The following is a 20,803-nucleotide window of genomic DNA, read 5'->3' as shown; positions in this document are numbered from 1 at the left end:
GCCGGTCCCCGGAGGTGCGTTGTCTAATCAAGAAAATGAAGAGGGTGTGTTTCGATGCGATATACGGTCATCGGTGCCGGAGCCATGGGCTATCGTCTGGGTGTGCTGCTGCAGGAGCAGGCCGGCCTGCAGGTGGATTTCGTGGATACCTGGATGCCCAATATTGACAAGGTTCATGACCAGGGAGGCGTCTATGTCTCCCGCGATCACGAAAATCGTCATTTGGTGCCCGTCAACATTTACACCCCCGAGGACTACAAGGGCGACCCCGATGTCTGGATCGTCATGCTCAAGCAGATGCAGCTGGAGGCTGTCCTGGAGCGTTGCGCACCGCTCTTCCGCGACCATCAGGTGGTCTTCTCGGCCATGAATGGCTGGGGGCACTTCGACAAGCTGCTCAAGTACTTCCCCAAGGAGCGCATCTACGGCGGCACGGCCATGATCGGCACAGTCCTCAACGGGCCGGGCGACGTGGATTTCATCGGCAAGTCCGGGGCAGGCTCCATGCACCTGTGCGCCATGACCGAGCAGACCACCGACGTGGAGCGCCGGATGGCCGAGGACTTCAAGGCCGCCAACCTCAACCCCATCCTGACCGAGAACTTCGAGGGCACCTGCCTGGCCAAGATCATCTTCAACTCGGTGGTCAACACTATCTGCACCATGTACCAGATCACCATGGGCCAGTTCATCTCCTACCCGGGGGCCAAGGACATGTCCCGCCAGCTGATCGACGAGGCCTATGACGCCTGCGAGCGGGCCGGCAAGCAGCTGATCCAGACCCGTCAGGAGACCCTGGACGAGGTGGATTACGTCAGCCGCGTGGGCAATCCCCTCCACTACCCCTCCATGTATCAGGACATGTCCAAGGGCCGCCCGACCGAGGTGGATTACATCAACGGCTATCTGGCACGTCTGGGACGCGAGCATGACTACGTCTGCCGGACCCAGGAGTTCCTGACCCATGGCGTCCATCTGGCCGAGCTGGCTTTCCGCGTCCATCATGAGGAGCAGGCCGACCAGGGGTGATGTGAACGGCCGCTGAGTGGATTTCCATGAATTACTTTCCCAAGTAAGGAAAACACGCCCTTCCAGACAAGTTAGCCGCGGGTCCCTAGCATGGAGCCTGATTCATCAGTGTCGGCGACCGGCATCGCCGGGCTTATGGCGGAGGTGTCATGGAGGATCATCGCGGCGGCCCAAGGATGGGGTCCTATCAGAGCAAATCAAATCCGGGGGTTTCCCTCAGGTTGGTTTACATGGAGCAGTCCGGGCTGTCCCTTGCTGTCCTCTTCCCAGGGAAAGGTCTGCCGAGGATTGTTCACTGGGGCGATCCGGTGGCCGATCCGCAGGCCCTTCTGGGAACCTACGATGCCCTGGCCCCGCAGCGGGTCTCGGGAGGCCTGGATCTGACGGCCTGGCCCAGCATCCTTCCGACCCAGTCTGAGGCTTGGACCGGACAGCGCCGGCTGCGTATCAGCCGCGGCGGTGTTGAGGTCTTTTGCTGCTTCCGGGTGGAATCAGTCGATCTGGGTACAGCTCCGGTCCTGTCCGAGGACTTGACTGCACCGACTTTGACGGTCCGGGCTTGCGACCGGGATCAGGGCGTGGGGCTGACCTGGCGTTGCCAGGTGCTTCCGTCCGGCCTCGTCAGGCAGCGTGCGGACCTGTTCAACCTGGACACGGTCAGAGATCTGGATGTCAACGGCTTGGAGCTGGCTTTTCCTTTGCCGGCTGAGGCGACCGAGATTCTGACCACCACCGGTCACCACCTGCGCGAGCGCAGTCCGCAACGCCAGCCCTTGACCGTAGGCCGTCTGGAGCGTCCAAGCCTGGTGGGTCGGCCGGATTTTGATTCCTCCCTGCTCATGTGTGCTGGTCGACCCGGGTTCGGATTCGAGCATGATGAGGTATACACGGTGCACTTGGGCTGGAGCGGCAATGGTCTGCTCAGCGCCGAGCGGATTCCTTCGGCTCCCGCCTTGCTGGGCGGCGGCGAGATTCTGATGGCCGGGGAGACCACGCTTCCTCCTGCTGGCGGTCATTCCGACCAGCCGGCGTATTCCACGCCCTGGCTCTATGGTTCCCGGGGCAAGGGGCTGGACCAGTCGGCCAATAGGTATCATGCTTTCCTTCGGTCCCTGCATCCTGGGTTGGCCTCACGTCCCAGGCCCGTCACCCTGAACACCTGGGAGGCGGTCTACTTCGACCAGTCCTATGACAAGCTGGCCGCCCTGGCCGAGCAGGCGGCCCGTATAGGCGTGGAGCGCTTTGTCGTTGATGACGGATGGTTCCAGGGCAGGCGTTCGGATGAGGCCGGGCTGGGGGACTGGTCCATCGATCGGCAGGTATGGCCCGAGGGGCCTAAGAGCCTGGAAGCTCTGGCCGCCAGGGTGCATCAGCTGGGAATGGAATTCGGCCTCTGGTTCGAGCCCGAGATGATCAGTCCGGACTCAAACGTCTTCCGTGATCATCCTGACTGGGCCCTGTCCCCGGGGCCTTCCCGGCTGCCTGTCGAAGGCCGCAACCAGCAGGTCATGGATCTGACCAATCCCGATGCCTATGCCCATGTGTTCGATGCCATGGACTCGCTCATTGCGCTTATGGGCATCGACTACATCAAATGGGACCATAATCGTTATGTGACCGAGGCCTGCTCTCCCCGGTCAGGACGTCCTGCCGTGCATGCGCAGACCGAGGCGGTCTATGGAATCATGCGTGACCTGAAAACCAGGCATCCCGGCTTGGAGATTGAGTCCTGCGCTTCAGGGGGCGCCCGCATCGATCTGGGCGTATTGCAATATGCCGACAGGGTCTGGGTCTCGGACTGCGTTGATCCGGTCGAGCGGGCCGGCATCCAGAGGTACACATCCCTGCTGGTGCCGCCGGAGATGATGGGTGAGCATGTGGGTGATTCCCCGGCCCATTCCACCGGCCGCGTAACCTCGCTCGGTCTGCGTGCTGCCATGGCTTTCTTCGGTCATATGGGCGTGGAATGGAACCTGCTTGCTGTGCCCCGGGATCAGCTGGACGAGCTGGGGCGCTGGATCGATTTTTACAAGCAGTGGAGGCATATGCTGCACACCGGTCATGTAGTACACGGTGATGCTCCAGACCCGGCTGTCCGCTTGGATGGGGTGGTCTCTGCTGACGGCTCTCAGGCGCTCTACCGCTTCACCCAGTTGACCTCTTCGGTCAATTACCCTCCGCAGCCCCTGGCACTACCCGGCCTGGATCCCGGTGCTGATTACCGGGTCAGGCCCTTGGATGTCTGCTGTGACCTGGATCGGATCGGCAACGGGCAAAGCCCTCTGACCTGGTGGCGTCCCCAAGGCGTGGTCCTCCCGGGTGCGGCCTTGGGCGCTCAGGGAATCCGGCCGCCGGTCATCCACCCGGCGGAGGCAGTGATCTTTGAAGCGAGCTGTAGCTGAATCCGTCCAGTCGTTTTCCGATTCATTCGGGCTTATCGGCCTCTTCGGGACCCTGCAGGTACCGGGCGATTGCTCTGGCAGCGGGTGCTTGGGCCCAGCGGAGCCAGTCGCCGTCAATGATTTTCACGGGGACCTCGACCATCTGGCTGTGGCGGAATGAGGCTGTGCCCTTGCGTACGGATTCGATGCACCTCTTCATCAAATATGAAGTCTCCCCGCCCACCAGAACCTTGTCGGGCAGGGCCACGTTGGCCACTAGGGCGATCAGCACCCCTAGCCGATAACCGGTCAGATTGAGCAGGGTCTCCGCCTGCGGCATGTCCTCCTCCAGGTCTTTGACCAACTTGTCAAGGCTGGCGGCCCGTCCGATGGCATGCGAGTACTGTTCAGCCAGGGAACCTGTAGTCAGGCACTGGGCGCAGCCGCGATGGCCCAAATAGCAGACCGGCCCATCCGGATCCACCAGCTGATGGCCAATCAGCCCAAAACCCTCATCCGGCGAGGAGACGGGCACGCCGTGCTCACTTAAGGCATAGCCAATGCCGGATCCCATGGTGATCAGAGCGAACCGGTCCAGCCCGATGCCCTCGCCAAACCATCCTTCGTACAGGGCCAGGGCATCGAGGTCATTGAAGACCAGACAAGGCAGATTACATGTTTTCTCCATCTCACCCGCAAGGTCGACGGGTTCGCTCCAATGCAGGAAGGGGGCGTAGGTGACGACCCTGTCTCGCTCCGCCCGTCCGCCCAGGGAGATGGCCAGGCCGGAGGGGCTGGGCAGCCCGGCCTGGCTGATCTCGCGCACGCAATCCTGAGTAAGGTCTGACAGCATCCTTACGACCTGGCCCGGGCTCCGTTGCCGAATGTGATGACTGTGGGACCGGCCGACGGGTCGGCAGGCCAGGTCCGTCGCCGTGGCCAGCGCGGTGCCACCGTGAAGGTTTATGCCGATGAAGGTCTTGGCTTCCCGGCGGATGACCAGGGCCTGCTGCGGTCTGCCTACGCTACTGGGACTATGCTTGCGACCATCCTGCCTTCCTGGTTCGTCCGCCTGCAGCAGTGTGCCTGCTTCCCTGATGACCCCGCGGTGTGTCAGATCGTTGGTGATGCGCGATACGGCACCTTGGGTCAGGTTGAATCGCCGTGCCAGAGCCACTCTGGAGATCGGGCCGTGCTGGAGGATCTCGACGGCGATGCGGTGGGTGTATCTGGAGGCCGTGAACCAGGATGGGAACGGCCGTGCCTCTCCTGAGCGGTCGGTGTTCTCGTGATGGTTTGATCCCCGGTTCTCTCTGTCGGCCACGGTGCCTCCTCACGGACAAACCCCTATACTGAACAGCCTATCCTAATTACTTTCTTAACGAAAGGAACTCGCCAGAGCTGGGAATGAAATATCCCGGTCCCCTATGCTGGTTCGCAGAATCATCTAGGTCGTTGTTGCCCGTGTGGATGGTAAAGGAGCCAAACATGAAGGATATTGGCAGTAAGGAAGGATCCGGGCTTGGTCGAATATCGGCCTGGATTCGCAACGGAGTCGCCTCACTCCTGGCTCTGTTGACCGTCGTGGCCATGGCGGGCTGCGGCTCAGCAGGTTCAGGCGTGGTCACCCTGGACTTCTTCCAGTTCAAGTTCGAGGCCGCCGACCAGTTCAAGGCCATGGTGGCACAGTTTGAGAAGCAGAACCCTGGCATCCGGGTGAACATCAACAATTCGGCCGACGCCCAGACGGATCTGCGCACTCGTCTGGTTAAAAACCGGGTGCCCGACGTCATCACCTTCAACGGCGACATCAGCTTCGGCATGTTCGCGGCATCCGGGGTCTTCCATGATTTCACCGACGATCCCCTGGTCAAGGAGCTCAACCCGGGCATGGTGTCGATAGCCAGGAATCTGGTCCAGACCAAGGATCCTTCGGCCAAGCGCCTGTATGGCCTGCCCTTTGCCGGCAACGCCAGCGGATACATATACAACAAGACGCTTTGGCGAAGGGCAGGGGTCGACCCTGACAATCCGCCGCGCACCTGGTCGGAGTTCACGGCCGTCATGGACAAGTTCAAGGACCAGGGCATCGAACCTGTGCAGGGCACCCTCTCCGATTCCTGGACCGCCCAGGCTCCCTTGGCATCTCTGGCGGGAACCCTGGTCCCCGAGAGCAAGTACAGGGATCTTCTGGCTGGGAAAACCGATTTCAAGACCCTGTGGACACAGCCGGCCCGGCGCGAGGTCGAGCTCTTCAGCCATTCCACCGGCGACAAGGGCGTTACCTACCAGCAGGGCACTCAAAACATGGCCAAGGGCAAGGTGGCGATTCTTCCTCTGGGAACATACGCCATACCGCAAATCAGGATGATCAATCCGGATGTGGACCTCGGATTCGCCCAGATGCCTGCGAATGATTCCCTCTCCCGGCAGATACTGACGGCTGGTGACGATGTCATGCTGACCATGGGTGCCACCACCAAGCATCCCAAGGAGGCCATGCGGCTGATCCGTTATCTGATGCAGCCCCGGCAGCTGCGCACGTATGCAAAAGCCCAGACGGCCTTCACGCCGACCAGAAAGGTGGAGGCAGGCGATCCGGCCCTGAACGGGGTTCTTCCCTTCTTCCAACAGAACCGCTTGGCCGACTTCTGCGACCATTACATCCCCTCTTCCATCAATGTCGGCGGCTATCTGCAGACCATGGTCACCAAGGGGGATGTGGATGGCTTCATCGGTTCCATGCAGAACGAATGGGACAAGGTCCAGGCAAGGAACTTCCAATGATGAAAGGTCAGGACTCAGACATGACACAATCCAAGGTCGTCGGCATCCGTACTGCTGACGCAGCAGTCAAGGCCGGAAAACGGCCTTCAAGGTTCTCCAACCGCAAGGTGGACCGCGCCTTCTACTGGATGGCTGTCCCTGCGGCACTGATCTTCACGCTCTGCCTCTATGTGCCCTTCCTCCAGGGTGTGGCCTACTCCTTCACGAATTCGCAGGGATACGGGCGCTATTCGTGGATCGGTTTCAGGAATTACGGCGCCCTCTTCCGTGACGGCCGCGTGGGCCACGCTTATCTGTTCACTCTGCTGATCGCCATCCTGATCACCCTGTTGGTCAACTTCATCGCCCTGTTCATCTCGGTGGCGCTGAATGGAAGGATCGCCTTCAAGAACGGGTTCCGAGTCATCTATTTCATCCCCTACACGCTCTCGGTTCTGGTCATCGGCTATGTCTTCAAGTACATCTTCATGACGCCCCTGCCGGCTCTGGGCAAGGCCCTGGGCATCGGTTGGCTCTCCCAGTCCCTGCTGACCAGCGAGCACTATGCATGGATCCCCATCGTCTTCCTCTCGGTCTGGCAGGCGGTGGCTTATTCAACACTGATATATCTGGCGGGTCTGCAGACCATCGACTCGGAGGTCTATGAAGCCGCATCCATCGATGGCGCCAACGAGTGGCAGAAATTCTGGAGGATCACCTTCCCCCTGATCGGCCCATTCTTCACCATCAATCTGGTGCTGACTCTGAAGAATGCCTTCAACACCTTCGATCAGGTGGTGGCCCTGACCGCCGGGGGACCGGATTCCAAGACCGAAACAGTCACCTACCTCATCTACAAGGGCGGCCTTACCGGAGGGGAGTACGCCTACCAGACAGCGAACGCGGTCATGTTCTTCATCGTCCTGGCCGTGATTGCGTTCATCCAGCTGGGCATTTCCAGAAGAGGGGAGAAGATCTGAGATGGCACAGACAGCGCTTATGCAGCCGCAGACACCGGCACGATCAGCAGGAAGAGGGGGAAGGCGGCATGGGGGATTCCCGGGGTCGCGCCTCAAAAGGGTCAACTGGTGGCTGACGGCCACCGTGGCTGTCCTCTCCCTGACGATTCTTGTGCCGCTCTACTTCACCGTGGTCACGGCTCTGAAGACCCCTGCGGAGGCCGGAACCTTCAGCCTGCCCTCTTCCTGGCAGTGGCACAATTTCGCTGATGCCTGGAACAAGGTCAACTATCCCAAGGCTGCGCTGAATTCGGCCATCGTCACGGTCTGCGCAGTGGCACTCACCCTGCTGACCAACACTTTCGTGGCCTATGCCGTGGCCAGGAATATGGACAAGCGCTTCTTCCGCTTCCTCTACTACTTCTTCATCGCGGCCATGTTCGTCCCCTTCCCCGTGGTCATGCTTCCCATCGCCAAGCAGTTCGGCAGCTGGCACCTGGACAACGTACCCGGTCTGATCCTGCTCTACGTGGTGTTGGGCCTGGGTACTAACCTCTTCATCGCCACGGGGTTCATCCGATCCATCCCCACTGCTCTTGAGGAGGCCGCCCGCCTGGACGGCGCAGGTACCTGGAGGATATTCTGGACCATCATCTTCCCCCTGATGGGTCCGATCAATGCGACCATCGCCATCACCACGGCCCTCTGGGCCTGGAACGATTTCCTCATGCCGTTGATCGTCTTGACGGATCAGACCAGCCAGACCATCCCTCTGGCGCAGTATGTCTTCAGCTCCCAGTTCGCCACCAACTACCCGATGGCCTTCTCCAGCTACCTGATGGCCCTGGCACCCATCCTGATCGTCTACCTGTTCGCACAGAAGTGGGTCATCAGCGGCGTCATGAGAGGAGCTGTCAAGTAGCTCCGCCATGACAGGCAGTCAGGTCAGCCTATAGTGGAGGTCACAGAACAAGGAAGTCCCAGGAACCCAATCTTCGTGAGGAGGACCATGACCCAGGAAGAACGCATGCAGCTGCCCGACCGGGTGCGGACCAACGGAGCCACCCCCAATCCCTGGTGGGCCAACGCAGTGGTCTACCAGATCTATCCACGGTCCTTCCAGGACACGAACGGCGACGGTTACGGCGACCTGCCGGGCATTACCCAGCGTCTGGACTACCTGGCCGATCTGGGCGTGGACGTGATTTGGCTGAGCCCTGTCTACCGATCTCCCCAGGATGACAACGGGTACGACATCTCCGACTATCAGGACATCGACCCCATCTTCGGCACCATGGACGATATGGACGAGCTTTTGGACCAGGCCCACCGTCGGGGCATCAAGGTGGTCATGGATCTGGTGGTCAACCACACCTCGGACGAGCACGCCTGGTTCCAGGCCTCCCGCAACAAGGATGACCCGCACGCCGACTGGTACTGGTGGCGTCCCGCCAAGGCCGGCCACGAACCCGGCACCCCGGGCGCAGAGCCCAACCAATGGGGGTCCTACTTTGGGGGCTCCGCCTGGCAGTACGATCCACAACGAGGCGAATACTACCTGCACCTGTTCTCCAAGAAGCAGCCTGACCTCAACTGGGAGAACCCCCAGGTCCGGCAGGCCGTCTTCGACATGATGAATTGGTGGATGGACCGGGGCATCGATGGGTTCCGCATGGATGTGATCGTGATGATCTCCAAGACCGTCGACCCCGAGGGTCGTCTGCCCGGCGAGGACGGATCGGCCATCGCTGACGGTCCCTTGGGGCCTGAGGGGTACTCGTCCTCGGTGCCCTTTTGCGTGGATGGCCCCAGGCTGGATGAGTTCCTCCAAGAGATGCGCAGCCAGGTCTTCCAGGGTCGGCAGGGTTACCTGACCGTGGGGGAGGCTCCCAGTCTGGCGCCTGCCCGCAGCGGGCAGATCACCGATCCGGCCAACCATGAGCTGGACATGCTCTTCCTGTTCAGCCAGACCGAGGTCGACACCGGGGACAGCAAGTGGGACATCCGCCCCTTCCAGGTCTCCCGGCTCAAGGCGGTCATGGACGAGCAGCAGCAGGCCGTGGCCAAGACCGGATGGGCCAGCCTCTACTTCGACAACCACGACCAGCCCAGGATCGTCTCCCGTTGGGGCGACACCTCCAGCGAGGAGCTGCGCTCGCGTTCGGCCAAGGCCCTGGGGCTCCTCCTGCACATGCACCGGGGGACTCCCTACATCTATCAGGGCGAGGAGCTGGGCATGACCAACGCCGGCTTCACCAGCCTTGACCAGTACCAGGATCTGGAATCCATCAACCTCTACCATCAGCGGGTCGACCAGGCGCACGAGCAGGATCCGGAGTCCATGATGGCAGCCCTGGCCTATATGAGCCGCGACAATGCCCGCACCCCCATGCAGTGGGATTCCACCAAGTTCGCTGGCTTCACGGCTTCTTATGCTCCCAAGGAGCCCTGGCTGGCCGTCAATCCCAATAGGGACAAAGTCAACGCCAAGACTGAGCAGCGCGATCCGGATTCGGTCTTGGCCTTCTATCGCGAGCTGATCCGCCTGCGTCACACCAATCCGGTCGTGGCGGCCGGCGACTTCACCCTTCTGGATCCGGATGCGGACCAGATTTACTCATTCACCCGTTGCCTGGACCAGGCGCCGGAGCCCAAGTCGGGCCCCGAGGCTGCCAGTGTTCTGGATGCCCTGCCCTGCCAGCGCCTGCTGGTTGTGGTCAATCTGAGCAGTCGCCCGGCCTCACTGCCTCCTGAAACCGCAGCGCTTCTGGGCTTGGACCAGACCGGATTCACCTCTATGGCTCTTGGGGCTGTGGACCCCGACCGGATGCTCATATCCACCTACCGGCCCGAGCAAACTGCCAGCTCACTGCTGACCGGTCGTCTCTCCCCATGGGAGGGTTTCGTCTACCGACTCTGAGGAAACCCCGTCGCCCGCACAACTTCCAGGCTAGAGTGGAAGTCAGCGATGCCCCGATGGGCCTGTGGGACCGGATGGGTCCCCCGGGTCCAGGGGCGATGGGTCCGCGCCGTGGTCAATCCCGACGATTCCGGCACGGACGGGAATAGAAAGCGGGTTGCATGTCTCGTCTGATCATTGTCTCCAATCGTTTGCCCATGTCACTGCAGGCGCAGGAAGACGGCTCCTACACCTTGCACCAGAACGTGGGGGGACTGGCCACGGCCATCGGCCCCTACCACCGTTCCCATAAGGACTGCCTCTGGATCGGCTGGAGCGGCATCGATCCTCAGAAGTACTCGGAAAAGGAGCTGGACCGCATCCGTCAGGCCTACCGGGAGAGCCGGTGCATTCCTATCTTCCTGAGCAAGGAGGAGCTGAACGGATACTACGCCGGGTTCTCCAACAACACCCTGTGGCCGCTCTTCCATGACTTCTCGCACGAGGCCGTCTTCCGCCAGGAGGACTGGGAGATGTACCGCAAGGTCAACATGCGTTTTGCACAGGTGGTGGAGCCGCTTATCCGCAAGGGCGACACCATCTGGGTCCAGGACTACCACCTGATGCTCCTGCCCAAGATGTTGCGCGAACGTTACCCTGACGCCTCCATCGGCTGGTTCCTGCACGTGCCCTTCCCAAGCGCCGAGATCTTCCGCTCCCTGCCCTGGAGCCGCGAGATCCTGGAGGGCGTCCTGGGCGCCAACCTGATCGGCTTCCACACGGTGGACTTCTCCGCCAGCTTCCTGGCTTCCCTGCACAGGCTGCTGCCCGAACTGCCCGTCAACCGGGACGGCGTGGTCGAGATGCCTGACGGCCACCGAGCAGCCATCGACGCCTTCCCCATTGGCATCGACTACAACCTCTACCGGCGTACCGCCCACTCCGGCCTGGCCCGGGCCATGCGTCGAGGAATCGACGAGGCCTGCGGCAAGTCCCCCCGTCATCGCTACCGCACCTCGGTGACTGCCGAGGGCGTGGCGGCCAACGAAGCCGCCACATCGGACGCCAACTGGTGGAGCCACTACATGGAGAAGGACATCCCCGAGTCCACGCTGGCCAAGCAGGCGGCTTCCTCGGTGGGCAGCCGCTCCAACAAGGTCATCGTTTCGGTGGACCGGCTGGACTACACCAAGGGTCTGCCCGAGCGGCTTCAGGCCTTCGGCCGCATGCTGGACAAGTACCCTGAGTGGGTGGGCCATGTCACCTACTACCTGCTGGCCACCCCCTCGCGTGAGGTCGTCGAGTCCTATCAGCGGCTCAAGGCCCAGGTGGACCAGCTGGTGGGCGAGATCAACGGCCGCTACTCCCTGCTGGCCTGGACCCCCATCCACTACATCACCCGCTCCCTGTCCATCAAGCCTGTCTGCGGCATCTACACGGCTGGAGACGTAGCCCTGGTCACCCCCCTGCGCGATGGGATGAACCTGGTGGCCAAGGAGTACCTGGCCTGCCATGACGGGCGCGACGGCACCCTGGTCCTGTCGGACATGTGCGGGGCTGCCGACGAGCTGACCGATGCCTTCATCGTCAATCCCTACGATATCGACATGGTCTGCGAGGCGCTGCACAACGCTCTGGAGATCACCCCCGAGGAGTCCAAGCGGCGCAACATCCGCATGCAGGCCCGGCTCAAGGTGCGCACCGCAGCCAACTGGTGCACCTCGTTCCTCGACTCCCTGCGGCAGGTGTCCACTCCGGGCATGACAGACAGGAGGCTGCGTATGGATCACCACAACGCCATCGTTCGCCAGTGGGACGGCGCCCATCGTCGTCTGGTCCTGTGCGACTATGACGGGACGCTGACCCCGCTGGTTCGCCGTCCTGAGCGGGCCAAGCCCACCCAGGCCCTCCGCCGCCTGCTGACCCAGGTGGGGAGCAATCCCGATGTGGACTTCCTGCTGGTCTCCGGCCGCAGCCATCAGATCATGCAGGACTGGTTCGGTGACCTGCCGGTGGGGCTGATTGCCGAGCATGGCGCCTGGAACCGCAACCTGCCCGGCAGCGACTCGAACGAGTGGCAGCGGGCGCAAGGCCTGCCCGACTCCGATACCTGGCAGAAGGTGATCCGGCCCATCATGGATGAGTCGGCCACCAGGGTCCCCAACTCCTTTGTGGAGAGCAAATCCGATGCGGTGGCCTGGCACTACCGGATGAGCGATGACCAGGTGGCGGAACAGGAGCGTCAGGATCTGCTCCATCGTCTGCGCGGAGTAGTGGTCGGCCTGGGGTTGATGATCATGGAGAACTCCAAGGTCGTCGAGGTCACCCCTGTGGCCACCAGCAAGGGTCAGGCCATCCTGCCCTTCGTCAACAGCGATGATTACGACTTCATGATGGCCCTGGGCGACGATGAAACGGACGAGACCATGTTCGCCGTTATGCCCGATAAGGGATGGACCATCAAGGTCGGGCCCGGCCAGACCAAGGCCCGGCTGCGGGTCAACGATCCGACCGCAGTCACTCTGCTGCTGGCCGACCTGGGTGCCGGTGTGGCCCGTGACTCCAATGAGCCCGTGGCCTCCCACGACTTCCGCGACGACCATACCGTGGTCGACGAGGCACATGCCCAGCTCACAGACGACAAGTAAAGCAGGCGACCGCCAGTCGCCACCGGTGACCACCAGCCACTACCAGTGACTGCTCGTGAAATCCGTCAAGTTCACTGGTGGTTGGTGGTCCGCTTGACTATTGGTCAGGTTGTTTTCGGTTGTATAAGGTCTGCTCCCATACCTGTCTGGTCTTCGAGTGCCCAAACGTTCGATTGCTCACATGTTCTGGTTTCGGTATGTTTTGTTGTCCACCATGTTGACGGCTGACCCCATTGGTCGGGCCCGGCCGACCATACTTGGAGCATGGATACTTCAACAATCACTGCCTGTCTTGAGTCCGATCATGCCGCTGATCTGCGCAAAGCCGCCCAACGTCTGGAAGGTGTGGCCCGTCATACCCTTATCGAGGAATCCGATGATCTGGGTGCTCGGATAGGCCATCGCGTTCTGCTCAAGCCGGAGAATCTGCAGCTGACCGGATCCTTCAAGATTCGCGGAGCTTACAACAAGGTGGCCTCGTTGGATCAGGACGAGCTGGATCGCGGCATCGTCACCGCTTCCGCCGGCAATCATGCCCAGGGGGTGGCTTTTGCCGCACGCAGCCGTGGCGCGAAGGCCACGATTGTCATGCCCCGGATCACGCCGCCCCTCAAGGTCGATGCCACTCGGGCCTATGGCGCCGAGGTTGTCCTGCAGGGCGAGGTCTTCGACGAAAGTTCCGATTACGCCTTGGGTCTGGCACGTGATCGCCGCATGACCTTCGTCCCGCCTTTTGACGACTACGAGGTCGTCTGCGGTCAGGGAACCATCGCCATGGAGATTCTTCAGGACGTGCCCGATGTCACCGATATCGTGGTTCCCCTGGGTGGGGGCGGGCTGGGCGCCGGCGTGGCGCTCGCCGTAAAGACCTTCAAGCCAGACGTCAGGGTCATCGGAGCCACCCCGGTCGGATCTCCGGCCTGGCGTGAATCTCTGACAGCTGGTCATGTGATCGCAGCGGATCAGATGCGTACGGCTGCCGAGGGCGTAGCCGTCAGACGTCCCGGCGATCTGAACTACGCTCTGCTCAGCCGATATATGGATGATCTGGTCCAGGTGACCGAAAGCGACATCTCCGAGATGATCCTATTCATGCTGGAAAAGCACAAACTGGTGGTCGAGGCAGCCGGAGCGGTCTCCTTGGCAGCCTTGGGCCAGTTGGATCTGCAGTCCGATGTCTTCCGGTCGGCCCCGGGTCCGCATGTGATCGTCCCCATCATCTCGGGAGGCAATATCGACACGGTCACCATGGGCGCGGTCATCCAGCGGGGGATGATCTCCCGCGGACGCATCATGCAGTTCGGCGTGGAGCTGCCCGACGTTCCCGGCCAGCTGGTCAATGTGGCCACGGTCTTGGCCGATCTGCGAGCCAATGTGATCGAGCTCAACCACGACCAGTTCAAATCCTCCGGCCACTATGACAACGGCGTGCTCTTGGAAGTGACTGTGGAGACCAACGGCCCCGATCACATCACCCAGATCCTGGATACCTTGCGCAGCCGGGGCTTCCAGGTTCATCAGAACTACTGAGCCTAGTTTCCCGATCGGAACCGGGGTCCAATGCCCAGCTTCCAAGGTTCCAAGATAAGGATCACGACCGGGCGAAGAGACAAAATGGCCGTTGCTGAGTTTGGCTGATAGCCTGCAGGTTCTTGCATGGACTATCTATGGCAATCCTTGCGCCGTCTTTCTTGATGCTCTAATGTGGCCTGCTCTCTGCGCCGGCATCGGTCAGGGCCGCGTTCCAGAGAGGGCCTCATGGTTCTGCGATTGTTTGAATCTGGTGACGAAGTTTCGTGTTTCTGCATAGTTCGAGCCCATCTGGTTCCGGAGCGATTTCCAGGTGATGAGTGGGGTCTGGTAGGCGTAGGTTCGGCTGCCGTTGATGCGCACCCATTCGGCTGCACCCGGCCCGGGGTTGCGGATAGGCAGAAATATGCGGCAGAAGTCGGGCATCAGGTAGACCCAGCGCTGCCTGTTGAGCTGCTTCCATTGCGGCCCGCCCATGGGCCGTGGAATCTGACTGGCGAATTCTATCGTAAGGAGGCAATACCCTCTATTACTTCTCCTTGTTCCCCGTTCTGTTTCCGGCAAGAGGAGATTTTCATACTAAATTCAGTATATCTACGCAATGACGGTTCTTGTTAAAGGGGAGGGGCTCAAGGTTTCCGCTCGGCGTTCGCTGTTTGTTTTCCGTGCTGGCGGGTCATCTTTGACTTGTCGGCGAACCGGTTTGGGGCGTCCTTGTCCTCGTTGCAGTGGTAGTTGTTCATGCACTGTGGTGAGTAGAATCGCTGGATCTTCCTCTTGCTTTTGGCTGCATGTACGGCTTGCTGCATCAACAGGTAACGGTCCACATAAAGACCGTTGATCTCGCTTGTTTCTTGCATTGGTTCCCGCGCAGATTTTTGACTTTGCACATGTCCTTGCAACCGAATTTTGTCGGATTCGCGCATCGTGCGCAGAATTTGGCGTCATTTCAACGATAACACCGGATTTTCCACATTTTAATGCAAGAAGTCCATTTCTTGAATTTGGTCTGATTGTGGCTTGTCTGGACGTGATTGCTGTCTGTGCTGGTTGACGCACTTGGGGTGTATTGATTGATGGTGATTTCGTGATTGCCGGTGTTCTATGGATGTGATGAGCTGGTTTCGGGTCCTTTTTGGGATAACGGTGGAATGCTTGCTTCAGACTGTGGCAGTTCTTCCGGTGCGCACGCCCGACTCTGCTCTTTCCTGCCGGCTCCGGCAGGCTTGTACCGCATGCATGGAGATGGAGAATCTGTCCACCAGGATGACCCAGGACCGGCTGGCCGTTCTGGGTATGCCTTGCGGATGATGGCCGACTTGGGGGTGCCCTCCTTCTTGGCCGCCCGGCTGGCTTTGTCGCCCAGGTCCTTGGGCGCCCTGACCCTCCAGGCGCATCACGCGGTCCGTTCTTCGGCCCCTTGCTTCTCCAGCTTCTCCAACTTCGCCATGCTCTGGGCAATGAGCGATGCGGCCTGCTCGTCGGTCAGCAGCGGGGCGCCGGGGTCCCGCCGGATGGCGGCCTCCGTGTGGTGGATCAGCTCTCCCCGATCGGCTGCATGGATCATCGCATCGATGTCCTTCTGGTTCTCGGGTGTGACTTGCTTGGCCATTTTGCGCTCCTTTCCCTTCCTGTGCGCCTGTCTCTCTTCGCCCTCACCGGGTGGCCTCGGCCCGGCGCAGGCGCATCTGTTCGAATTCCGTATGGAGATCCCTGAAGAACTGGTCCTCGTCCACCTCGCGGTTCGGGTCCATGAACCGTTCGGTGCCGGGGACGGCATCCAGGCGCTCGCCGCGTTCGGCCTTGGTGTTCATCTCCTCCATCTGCCGGCGCTCTTTTTCTGTCTTAGGCTCGTACTCGTATTCCTTCATGGCTTCGATTCCTTTATCCATAGACATGGCTTTTTGATCGTTGGTTGGTTTGTCTGTCCGTCTATCGGTCGCGCTTGTGCTACTCAATCAGATAGCGCCACACGTCGTTGACGGTCAAGGTGTGGAAGGCGACGAATTCCCCGGGCTCGTCTTCCTTGACTATGGCCTCGATACAATTCTTTTCAAGCGCTCCAGGATGCCTGGGCCCGACGAACACCACGGCATCCAGCCCATTCCGAGCCTAGACCTCCTCTTTGCCTGCATAATGCAGGACGGCATAGCCGATTTCCTGGTATTCGTTACACCATGCCTGCCGGCGCTTCTGGTCATCTTGAGCGTTTGATCTCCTCTCTCCCGCCTTCTATCTATATGGCACCACACTGACGACCTGCAGTCAAAGACCGCACTTTTTTCTTCTGAGTATTCCTTGGATCTACCAGCCGCGTCCTGCTGTGGAGGGCATCCTCCTCGATGATTCATTTCGGCTTCGGGTCGTTTTATGGGCTCCTGTAATCAGGAAAAGACCGCGGCTTTTTCCGGATCGCAGCCATTGCTTTTTGCTTAAGACAACGACAATCAGAAGCCAGGCAGTCAAAAGGCTTTACATGCTTTTTTCGCCCGATTCCGGATGAAGTCGGCCAGGACGGAGTGAACCAGCGCCGAAGAGTTATGCAGGTTCTCCTCCCGGGCGATGCGCTTCAGGGGGTCCTTCATAGTCGGCGTGACCTTCACACGTAGTTCCACGTTGACGGGACGTCGCTCCTCTTCGCGAGGTCGGCCGGCGAAGATGCCCATCAACTCTTTGTCCTTCAGGGCCGGAGCACCAGGGTCCCTGTACACCGCAGTTCCGGGCGCGGGCTTCAGCTCACCCCGGTCAGCCATTGCATCAAGCTCCTCGCTTGTATAGCTCACCTGCGTTTTCCTTTCTATTTATCGGGAGACCGCCATCCCCAGGCCAAACGGTCTGGGATAGCGGGTCCTTCAGCAAACCGCCGTCATTTGCAATGCATTAGATGCATCCACCTGTCGGTGATGGGCATGGCGTGGAATGCATGCAGGAGGCCATCCTCACGGCTAGCCGCAATCACCTCGATGACGTTATGGGGCGAGCCTCCTTCATGCCTGGGGCCGACGAACGCGACCGTCGCCTCTCCGGGATTGCCCAGGGTTTTTTGAAAGCCGAAAGGGTGGCGGACGGCGTATCTGATCTCCCCATTCTTCAGACCATCTTTGCGTGCAGATTCGTCGACCTTACCAATGTGCAAGATCGCATTCTCTCTCCTTATATCATTTTCACTTCGCGCCATTTCCGCCTCCTTTCCAGTGCATTTCAGTCATACAAAGTTGTATTACTCCATCAAATTACCCCGCTGATTTACTTCGCTAGCGAATACATCCGCTGCTCTTTGCTTGTCGAATCTTGGTTGAGCCACTATGGTGAAGCACACCGCCTTGCCGCCGCAGGAACAGCCGGCAGACGGGGTTGTCCGCGTCTGCCGGCCGGCACCCCGATCTCCTCTTTGATGCTTGCAGAGCGCCTCCTCATCCTCTGGCCGATCATGTCATCGCATCAGCATGCCGAATCCTCTGCAGTGTGCCCATCAACAGGGAGGAGCCTCTTCCCAATGCTGTAAAAGTGCATTACAATAGTGGTATGGCGATTAGGTTCACGGATTCGGCGCACCGGCATTTCGGCGAGGACCGCCTCGACGAGGCCATGGTGCTCAGGGCTATAGGCGAACCGGTATGGACCGCGATCGTTGACCCGGACGACCCGTCCGTGCCACCGCCGGCGCCCGGGGATCCGCCGACAGCGCTCATCGTGTGCAAAAGGCACCCAGGCACATTGGACGACTACCTGCTCGAAGTGCTCATCCACCCCGATGGGCCCGACATGCGGGTATTCCACGTCATGCACCTGGGCGGACTGTGGCGCGACTACTGGCACCGCTGGTCCGACGGCCGGGACGGGAACGGGACGACGACGGAAAGGAAACGGCAATGAGCGACGAGAACACACGGCGCACGACCGTGAAGGCAAGCGAATACGAGAACCGCATGGACCGGCTCGACCGGGCCCCCTCGAAGCCGCCAGTCTCCGCATGGGGCGGCGAGGAAGCCAGGAGGATTAGCCAGGCCATGCTCGACCCCGACACGGACGCCACGAAGCTGTTCGCCACCCTGATGGGGCGCCCATCGCTCGAGCAGCGCGAACAGGGCAGGAAACCGAGCGTGCAGCACAGTGTGCGCTTGAGCGAACCCATGGACGAATACGTATCCGCCGCCATCAAGCGCGAGGGGTTGAAGAACCGCAGCGAATACTTCCGCATGCTCGTCCAGCGGGACGCTGAAAACCACCACACCGAACTCGTCGGTGCATGACACGGGACTGAAGCCGAACCTGCCGGATCGCGGCGACCTTGCATGATCATTCCGGGATATTCGGCACTTCTCCGCTTGATCATCTGCTGTCAAGGGAAGCCACAGCCCGCCATGTGTGCCATGATGGCCCAGCGGGTTCGCCGGATGCGGCCACTATTAAGTGGTCGTTTCTTCCGCTGGCGAGAGGTGCCGATGCTTTCCCCGATGAATTTGGACTCGTGATCATGTCTTTCGAGCGAGTTTGAGCTCGGCTATTACACATTTAATCTACTTGGTGACCATCTGAGAGAGCTGGATTCCATATCGGAAGCGTCGGAGCTCTGTTGGGACAAGGCGTTTCAGGCTTATGGCTCTACTAAAAGTATGCTATCGGTCATGAAAAGGCCCCCGATGGGATGTATGGCCTGAAGCCAGGGGTGTCCGCTGATCATTGTGGCGTGGCTATGGGTGTTTTGGAGCAAAGAATCGACTCTGTCGGTGCCGCGGATAGGTGGAGAGATAGGACGGGCGCGTTGGATGCAGAGGGGCGGGGGAGCGCGGTTGTTCCTGTTCGATTTCATGGACCCTATTGGTATCTGGTCCCAGTCCTCGTCGTTGCTGATAAGGGCATGCCCAGGGCATCATAGGTTTGCTCGGGCGGGAAGACTTCGGCTTCCGGAGTCGATTCGCCGTCCTTCTTCTAGGGCAGGGTTACGTTTCCTGATGCAGAGTATCCGCGTGATAGGGACCGGTACAGGCGGAGTCTGTCTGTAGTGAGAGGAAGACGGCTCAAGGATTGCCGTAGTGGGCCCTGCAGGTTTTCGCAGGGCCCATCAGAAATCTGCAGATCACAGACCTGTTCCAATAATTGCGTGGAAAGGTTGGGGAATCAACTCTGGCCGGCGATGGTCTTGTCAACGAGCTTGGGCAGCGCTTCTTCGATGGGTTCGTGGATGAGTCGGGTTGCCAAAGAATCATACTGTGTCGAACCCATGTTCATGATGGTGATTGGCACGCCCGCCTGGGCTGCCACTGGCACCAGCGAGGCCGCAGGATACACCTCCAAGGTGGACCCGATCACCCAGAATTGATCGGCCTGGCTGGCCAGCCTCATGCTCTTCTCCATGGCGCCCTCAGGTAGGGCTTGACCGAAGTAGACCACATCAGTCTTGATGATGCCGTCGCAAGGCATGTTGCCTTGGTAGGGCATGGGCTTATGGCAGTGTGGGTCGGGCTCCTGATCAAGCTTGGCCATGATGTCGGCTGTCCGGTATGCCTGGCCGCATTTCATGCAGTGGGAGGTGCCGATGGTCCCGTGAAGGTTGACGATGACGTCCTCGGAGTTGCCGGCTTTCTCGTGGAGGGCATCGAAGTTCTGCGTAGCCAGCAGGTTCAGCATGCCTGCCTGCTCCAGCTTGGCCAGTGCCTTGTGGGCTACTCCGGGCTGGGCCTTCCAGACAGGCGACTCCTTCTGCCACCGCCATGAATACTCCCGCTGCTTCTTGTCGCTCATGAACAGGTCCAGGTCATAGACATTCATCTGATCGGGATGCTTGGTCCAAACCCCGTCAGGCCCGCGGAAATCCGGTATGCCGGCTGAAGTCGAGATGCCCGCCCCGGTCAGTACTGCAATTGTTGTGCTCATACACCCGTCTTACCATCCGTTAATAGACTCAATGAGTCGAAGGCCAACTTGGTGCGCGAATATACACCTATATCAACATTCGCATTCGTAGGGTGTGGATGACTGGCGATCGCGGACGAAAGGCAAACTCCGTATTGGATGTAACCGGTCCTGACCAGAATTCAGAAGGATCATGCTGACACGCCGACCCAGCAGTGGCTCAAGCAATACTTTGTGAATAAAATGTGTGCATGACGCAGAAACGGTAGGCTGAGGTCCCAACTTCGCGAGGTTCTAAAGTAAAAAGGGACATATGACGACACGCCGTCTGAGGGCTTGGTATTGCTGGTTTTAAGGGTGCTCCCAGAATGGCCGAGTTGCGTTTTGGCCGGCTCGTGGTAAGTTTATCTCTTGCTGCTCAACACGGCGGTTCTTCTTCCGGGAGGAAGTTGGATGGCTTGTTGGTGTGGTGGTGGTTTGAGAACTCAAGAGCGTGTTTGTGCTACTTATAGCTTTTTGATTGCCAGTCCGATGCCCGCCCGGCTGTTGTCGGGTACGTGGGAGCGTTGTGAGGGGTGTCGGGGTTTTTCGTGGGTTGGTTTCCTCCTTATGGAAGCTGGCCCGTCAATTTATTATGAGAGTCGTTTCGGCTTCTTCATGGTTTTTTGTGGAGGGTTTGATTCTGGCTCAGGATGAACGCTGGCGGCGTGCTTAACACATGCAAGTCGAACGGGA

Annotated in this window: 19 protein-coding genes and 1 rRNA gene; 13 read left to right on the top strand and 7 right to left on the bottom strand. The window is 60.0% G+C overall.

The window, feature by feature from the left end; all coding sequences use genetic code 11:
- Positions 1 to 54: 54 nt before the first annotated feature.
- A complete protein-coding gene (locus tag H3T92_RS07705) occupies positions 55 to 1,029 on the top strand; it encodes a ketopantoate reductase family protein (RefSeq protein WP_198189766.1) in 975 nt (324 codons plus the stop codon).
- Between the two features lie 176 nt (positions 1,030 to 1,205).
- The gene (locus H3T92_RS07700) at positions 1,206 to 3,431 is read left to right on the top strand and encodes an alpha-galactosidase (RefSeq protein WP_198189843.1); all 2,226 of its coding nucleotides are present in this window, start codon (positions 1,206 to 1,208) and stop codon (positions 3,429 to 3,431) included.
- A gap of 22 nt (positions 3,432 to 3,453) precedes the next feature.
- Here the strand turns inward: H3T92_RS07700 and H3T92_RS08265 are convergent, their stop codons facing one another.
- Positions 3,454 to 4,734: an ROK family transcriptional regulator gene (locus H3T92_RS08265; RefSeq protein ID WP_198189764.1), complete on the bottom strand. Its 1,281-nt coding sequence runs from the start codon at positions 4,732 to 4,734 to the stop codon at positions 3,454 to 3,456.
- A 266-nt stretch (positions 4,735 to 5,000) separates the two neighbouring features.
- On the opposite strand from H3T92_RS08265, the gene H3T92_RS07690 reads away from it, so the two are divergent.
- The 6 genes from H3T92_RS07690 to ilvA all read left to right on the top strand — a co-directional run bounded on the left by H3T92_RS07690 (position 5,001) and on the right by ilvA (position 14,212).
- The gene (locus H3T92_RS07690; protein WP_415873710.1) at positions 5,001 to 6,197 is read left to right on the top strand and encodes an ABC transporter substrate-binding protein; all 1,197 of its coding nucleotides are present in this window, start codon (positions 5,001 to 5,003) and stop codon (positions 6,195 to 6,197) included.
- Between the two features lie 20 nt (positions 6,198 to 6,217).
- On the top strand, positions 6,218 to 7,156 hold the full coding sequence (locus H3T92_RS07685) for a carbohydrate ABC transporter permease (RefSeq protein ID WP_198189762.1): 939 nt from the start codon (positions 6,218 to 6,220) through the stop codon (positions 7,154 to 7,156).
- Between the two features lies 1 nt (position 7,157).
- Entirely contained in the window at positions 7,158 to 8,057 is a 900-nt protein-coding gene (locus H3T92_RS07680) for a carbohydrate ABC transporter permease (protein WP_231578752.1), read from the top strand.
- Positions 8,058 to 8,144: 87 nt separating this feature from the next.
- Positions 8,145 to 10,055, top strand: coding sequence for a glycoside hydrolase family 13 protein (locus H3T92_RS07675; protein ID WP_198189761.1), 1,911 nt, complete (start codon positions 8,145 to 8,147; stop codon positions 10,053 to 10,055).
- Between the two features lie 161 nt (positions 10,056 to 10,216).
- On the top strand, positions 10,217 to 12,682 hold the full coding sequence (locus H3T92_RS07670; protein ID WP_198189760.1) for a bifunctional alpha,alpha-trehalose-phosphate synthase (UDP-forming)/trehalose-phosphatase: 2,466 nt from the start codon (positions 10,217 to 10,219) through the stop codon (positions 12,680 to 12,682).
- 264 nt (positions 12,683 to 12,946) lie between these two features.
- Positions 12,947 to 14,212: a threonine ammonia-lyase gene (ilvA, locus tag H3T92_RS07665; RefSeq protein WP_198189759.1), complete on the top strand. Its 1,266-nt coding sequence runs from the start codon at positions 12,947 to 12,949 to the stop codon at positions 14,210 to 14,212.
- Positions 14,213 to 14,413: 201 nt separating this feature from the next.
- Here the strand turns inward: ilvA and H3T92_RS07660 are convergent, their stop codons facing one another.
- From H3T92_RS07660 to H3T92_RS07645, 4 genes are all read right to left on the bottom strand, one after another.
- Complete coding sequence (locus H3T92_RS07660) at positions 14,414 to 14,689, bottom strand: hypothetical protein (RefSeq protein WP_198189758.1); 276 nt, start codon at positions 14,687 to 14,689, stop codon at positions 14,414 to 14,416.
- A gap of 152 nt (positions 14,690 to 14,841) precedes the next feature.
- Entirely contained in the window at positions 14,842 to 15,138 is a 297-nt protein-coding gene (locus H3T92_RS07655; protein WP_198189757.1) for a hypothetical protein, read from the bottom strand.
- A gap of 470 nt (positions 15,139 to 15,608) precedes the next feature.
- Positions 15,609 to 15,824, bottom strand: coding sequence for a hypothetical protein (locus tag H3T92_RS07650; RefSeq protein WP_198189755.1), 216 nt, complete (start codon positions 15,822 to 15,824; stop codon positions 15,609 to 15,611).
- Positions 15,825 to 15,867: 43 nt separating this feature from the next.
- Entirely contained in the window at positions 15,868 to 16,083 is a 216-nt protein-coding gene (locus tag H3T92_RS07645) for a hypothetical protein (RefSeq protein WP_198189753.1), read from the bottom strand.
- A gap of 121 nt (positions 16,084 to 16,204) precedes the next feature.
- Between H3T92_RS07645 and H3T92_RS08260 the strand changes: the two genes are divergently transcribed.
- The gene (locus H3T92_RS08260) at positions 16,205 to 16,426 is read left to right on the top strand and encodes a hypothetical protein (protein WP_198192014.1); all 222 of its coding nucleotides are present in this window, start codon (positions 16,205 to 16,207) and stop codon (positions 16,424 to 16,426) included.
- A 248-nt stretch (positions 16,427 to 16,674) separates the two neighbouring features.
- Here the strand turns inward: H3T92_RS08260 and H3T92_RS07640 are convergent, their stop codons facing one another.
- Positions 16,675 to 16,995, bottom strand: a complete 321-nt coding sequence (locus H3T92_RS07640; RefSeq protein WP_144085891.1) for a hypothetical protein — start codon at positions 16,993 to 16,995, stop codon at positions 16,675 to 16,677.
- Positions 16,996 to 17,135: 140 nt separating this feature from the next.
- Here H3T92_RS07640 and H3T92_RS07635 point away from each other — a divergent pair, with 140 nt between their 5' ends.
- Genes H3T92_RS07635 through H3T92_RS07625 form a run of 3 tightly spaced genes read left to right on the top strand, consistent with a single transcriptional unit; the run spans position 17,136 to position 18,465 of the window.
- Positions 17,136 to 17,717, top strand: a complete 582-nt coding sequence (locus tag H3T92_RS07635; protein ID WP_198189751.1) for a hypothetical protein — start codon at positions 17,136 to 17,138, stop codon at positions 17,715 to 17,717.
- 20 nt (positions 17,718 to 17,737) lie between these two features.
- Positions 17,738 to 18,088, top strand: a complete 351-nt coding sequence (locus tag H3T92_RS07630) for a hypothetical protein (protein WP_198189749.1) — start codon at positions 17,738 to 17,740, stop codon at positions 18,086 to 18,088.
- Positions 18,085 to 18,465 (top strand): toxin-antitoxin system protein, encoded by a 381-nt coding sequence (locus tag H3T92_RS07625; RefSeq protein WP_198189747.1) that lies wholly within the window; start codon positions 18,085 to 18,087, stop codon positions 18,463 to 18,465. Before H3T92_RS07630 ends, H3T92_RS07625 begins: the two co-directional genes overlap by 4 nt.
- Before the next feature lie 868 nt (positions 18,466 to 19,333).
- On the opposite strand, the gene H3T92_RS07620 is transcribed toward H3T92_RS07625, so the two are convergent.
- Positions 19,334 to 20,089 carry a Sir2 family NAD-dependent protein deacetylase gene (locus H3T92_RS07620; RefSeq protein ID WP_198189745.1) on the bottom strand — a complete coding sequence of 252 codons (756 nt, stop codon included), beginning with the start codon at positions 20,087 to 20,089 and terminating at the stop codon, positions 19,334 to 19,336.
- A 643-nt stretch (positions 20,090 to 20,732) separates the two neighbouring features.
- Here H3T92_RS07620 and H3T92_RS07615 point away from each other — a divergent pair.
- Positions 20,733 to 20,803 (top strand): 16S ribosomal RNA (locus H3T92_RS07615); the annotation flags it as partial.

Source organism: Bifidobacterium sp. W8112 (assembly GCF_016101425.1).
Classification (GTDB): Bacteria; Actinomycetota; Actinomycetes; order Actinomycetales; family Bifidobacteriaceae; genus Bombiscardovia; species Bombiscardovia apousia.
Note: the sequence above shows the minus strand (reverse complement) of the source record. Positions and strands in the feature narration are given on the sequence as shown.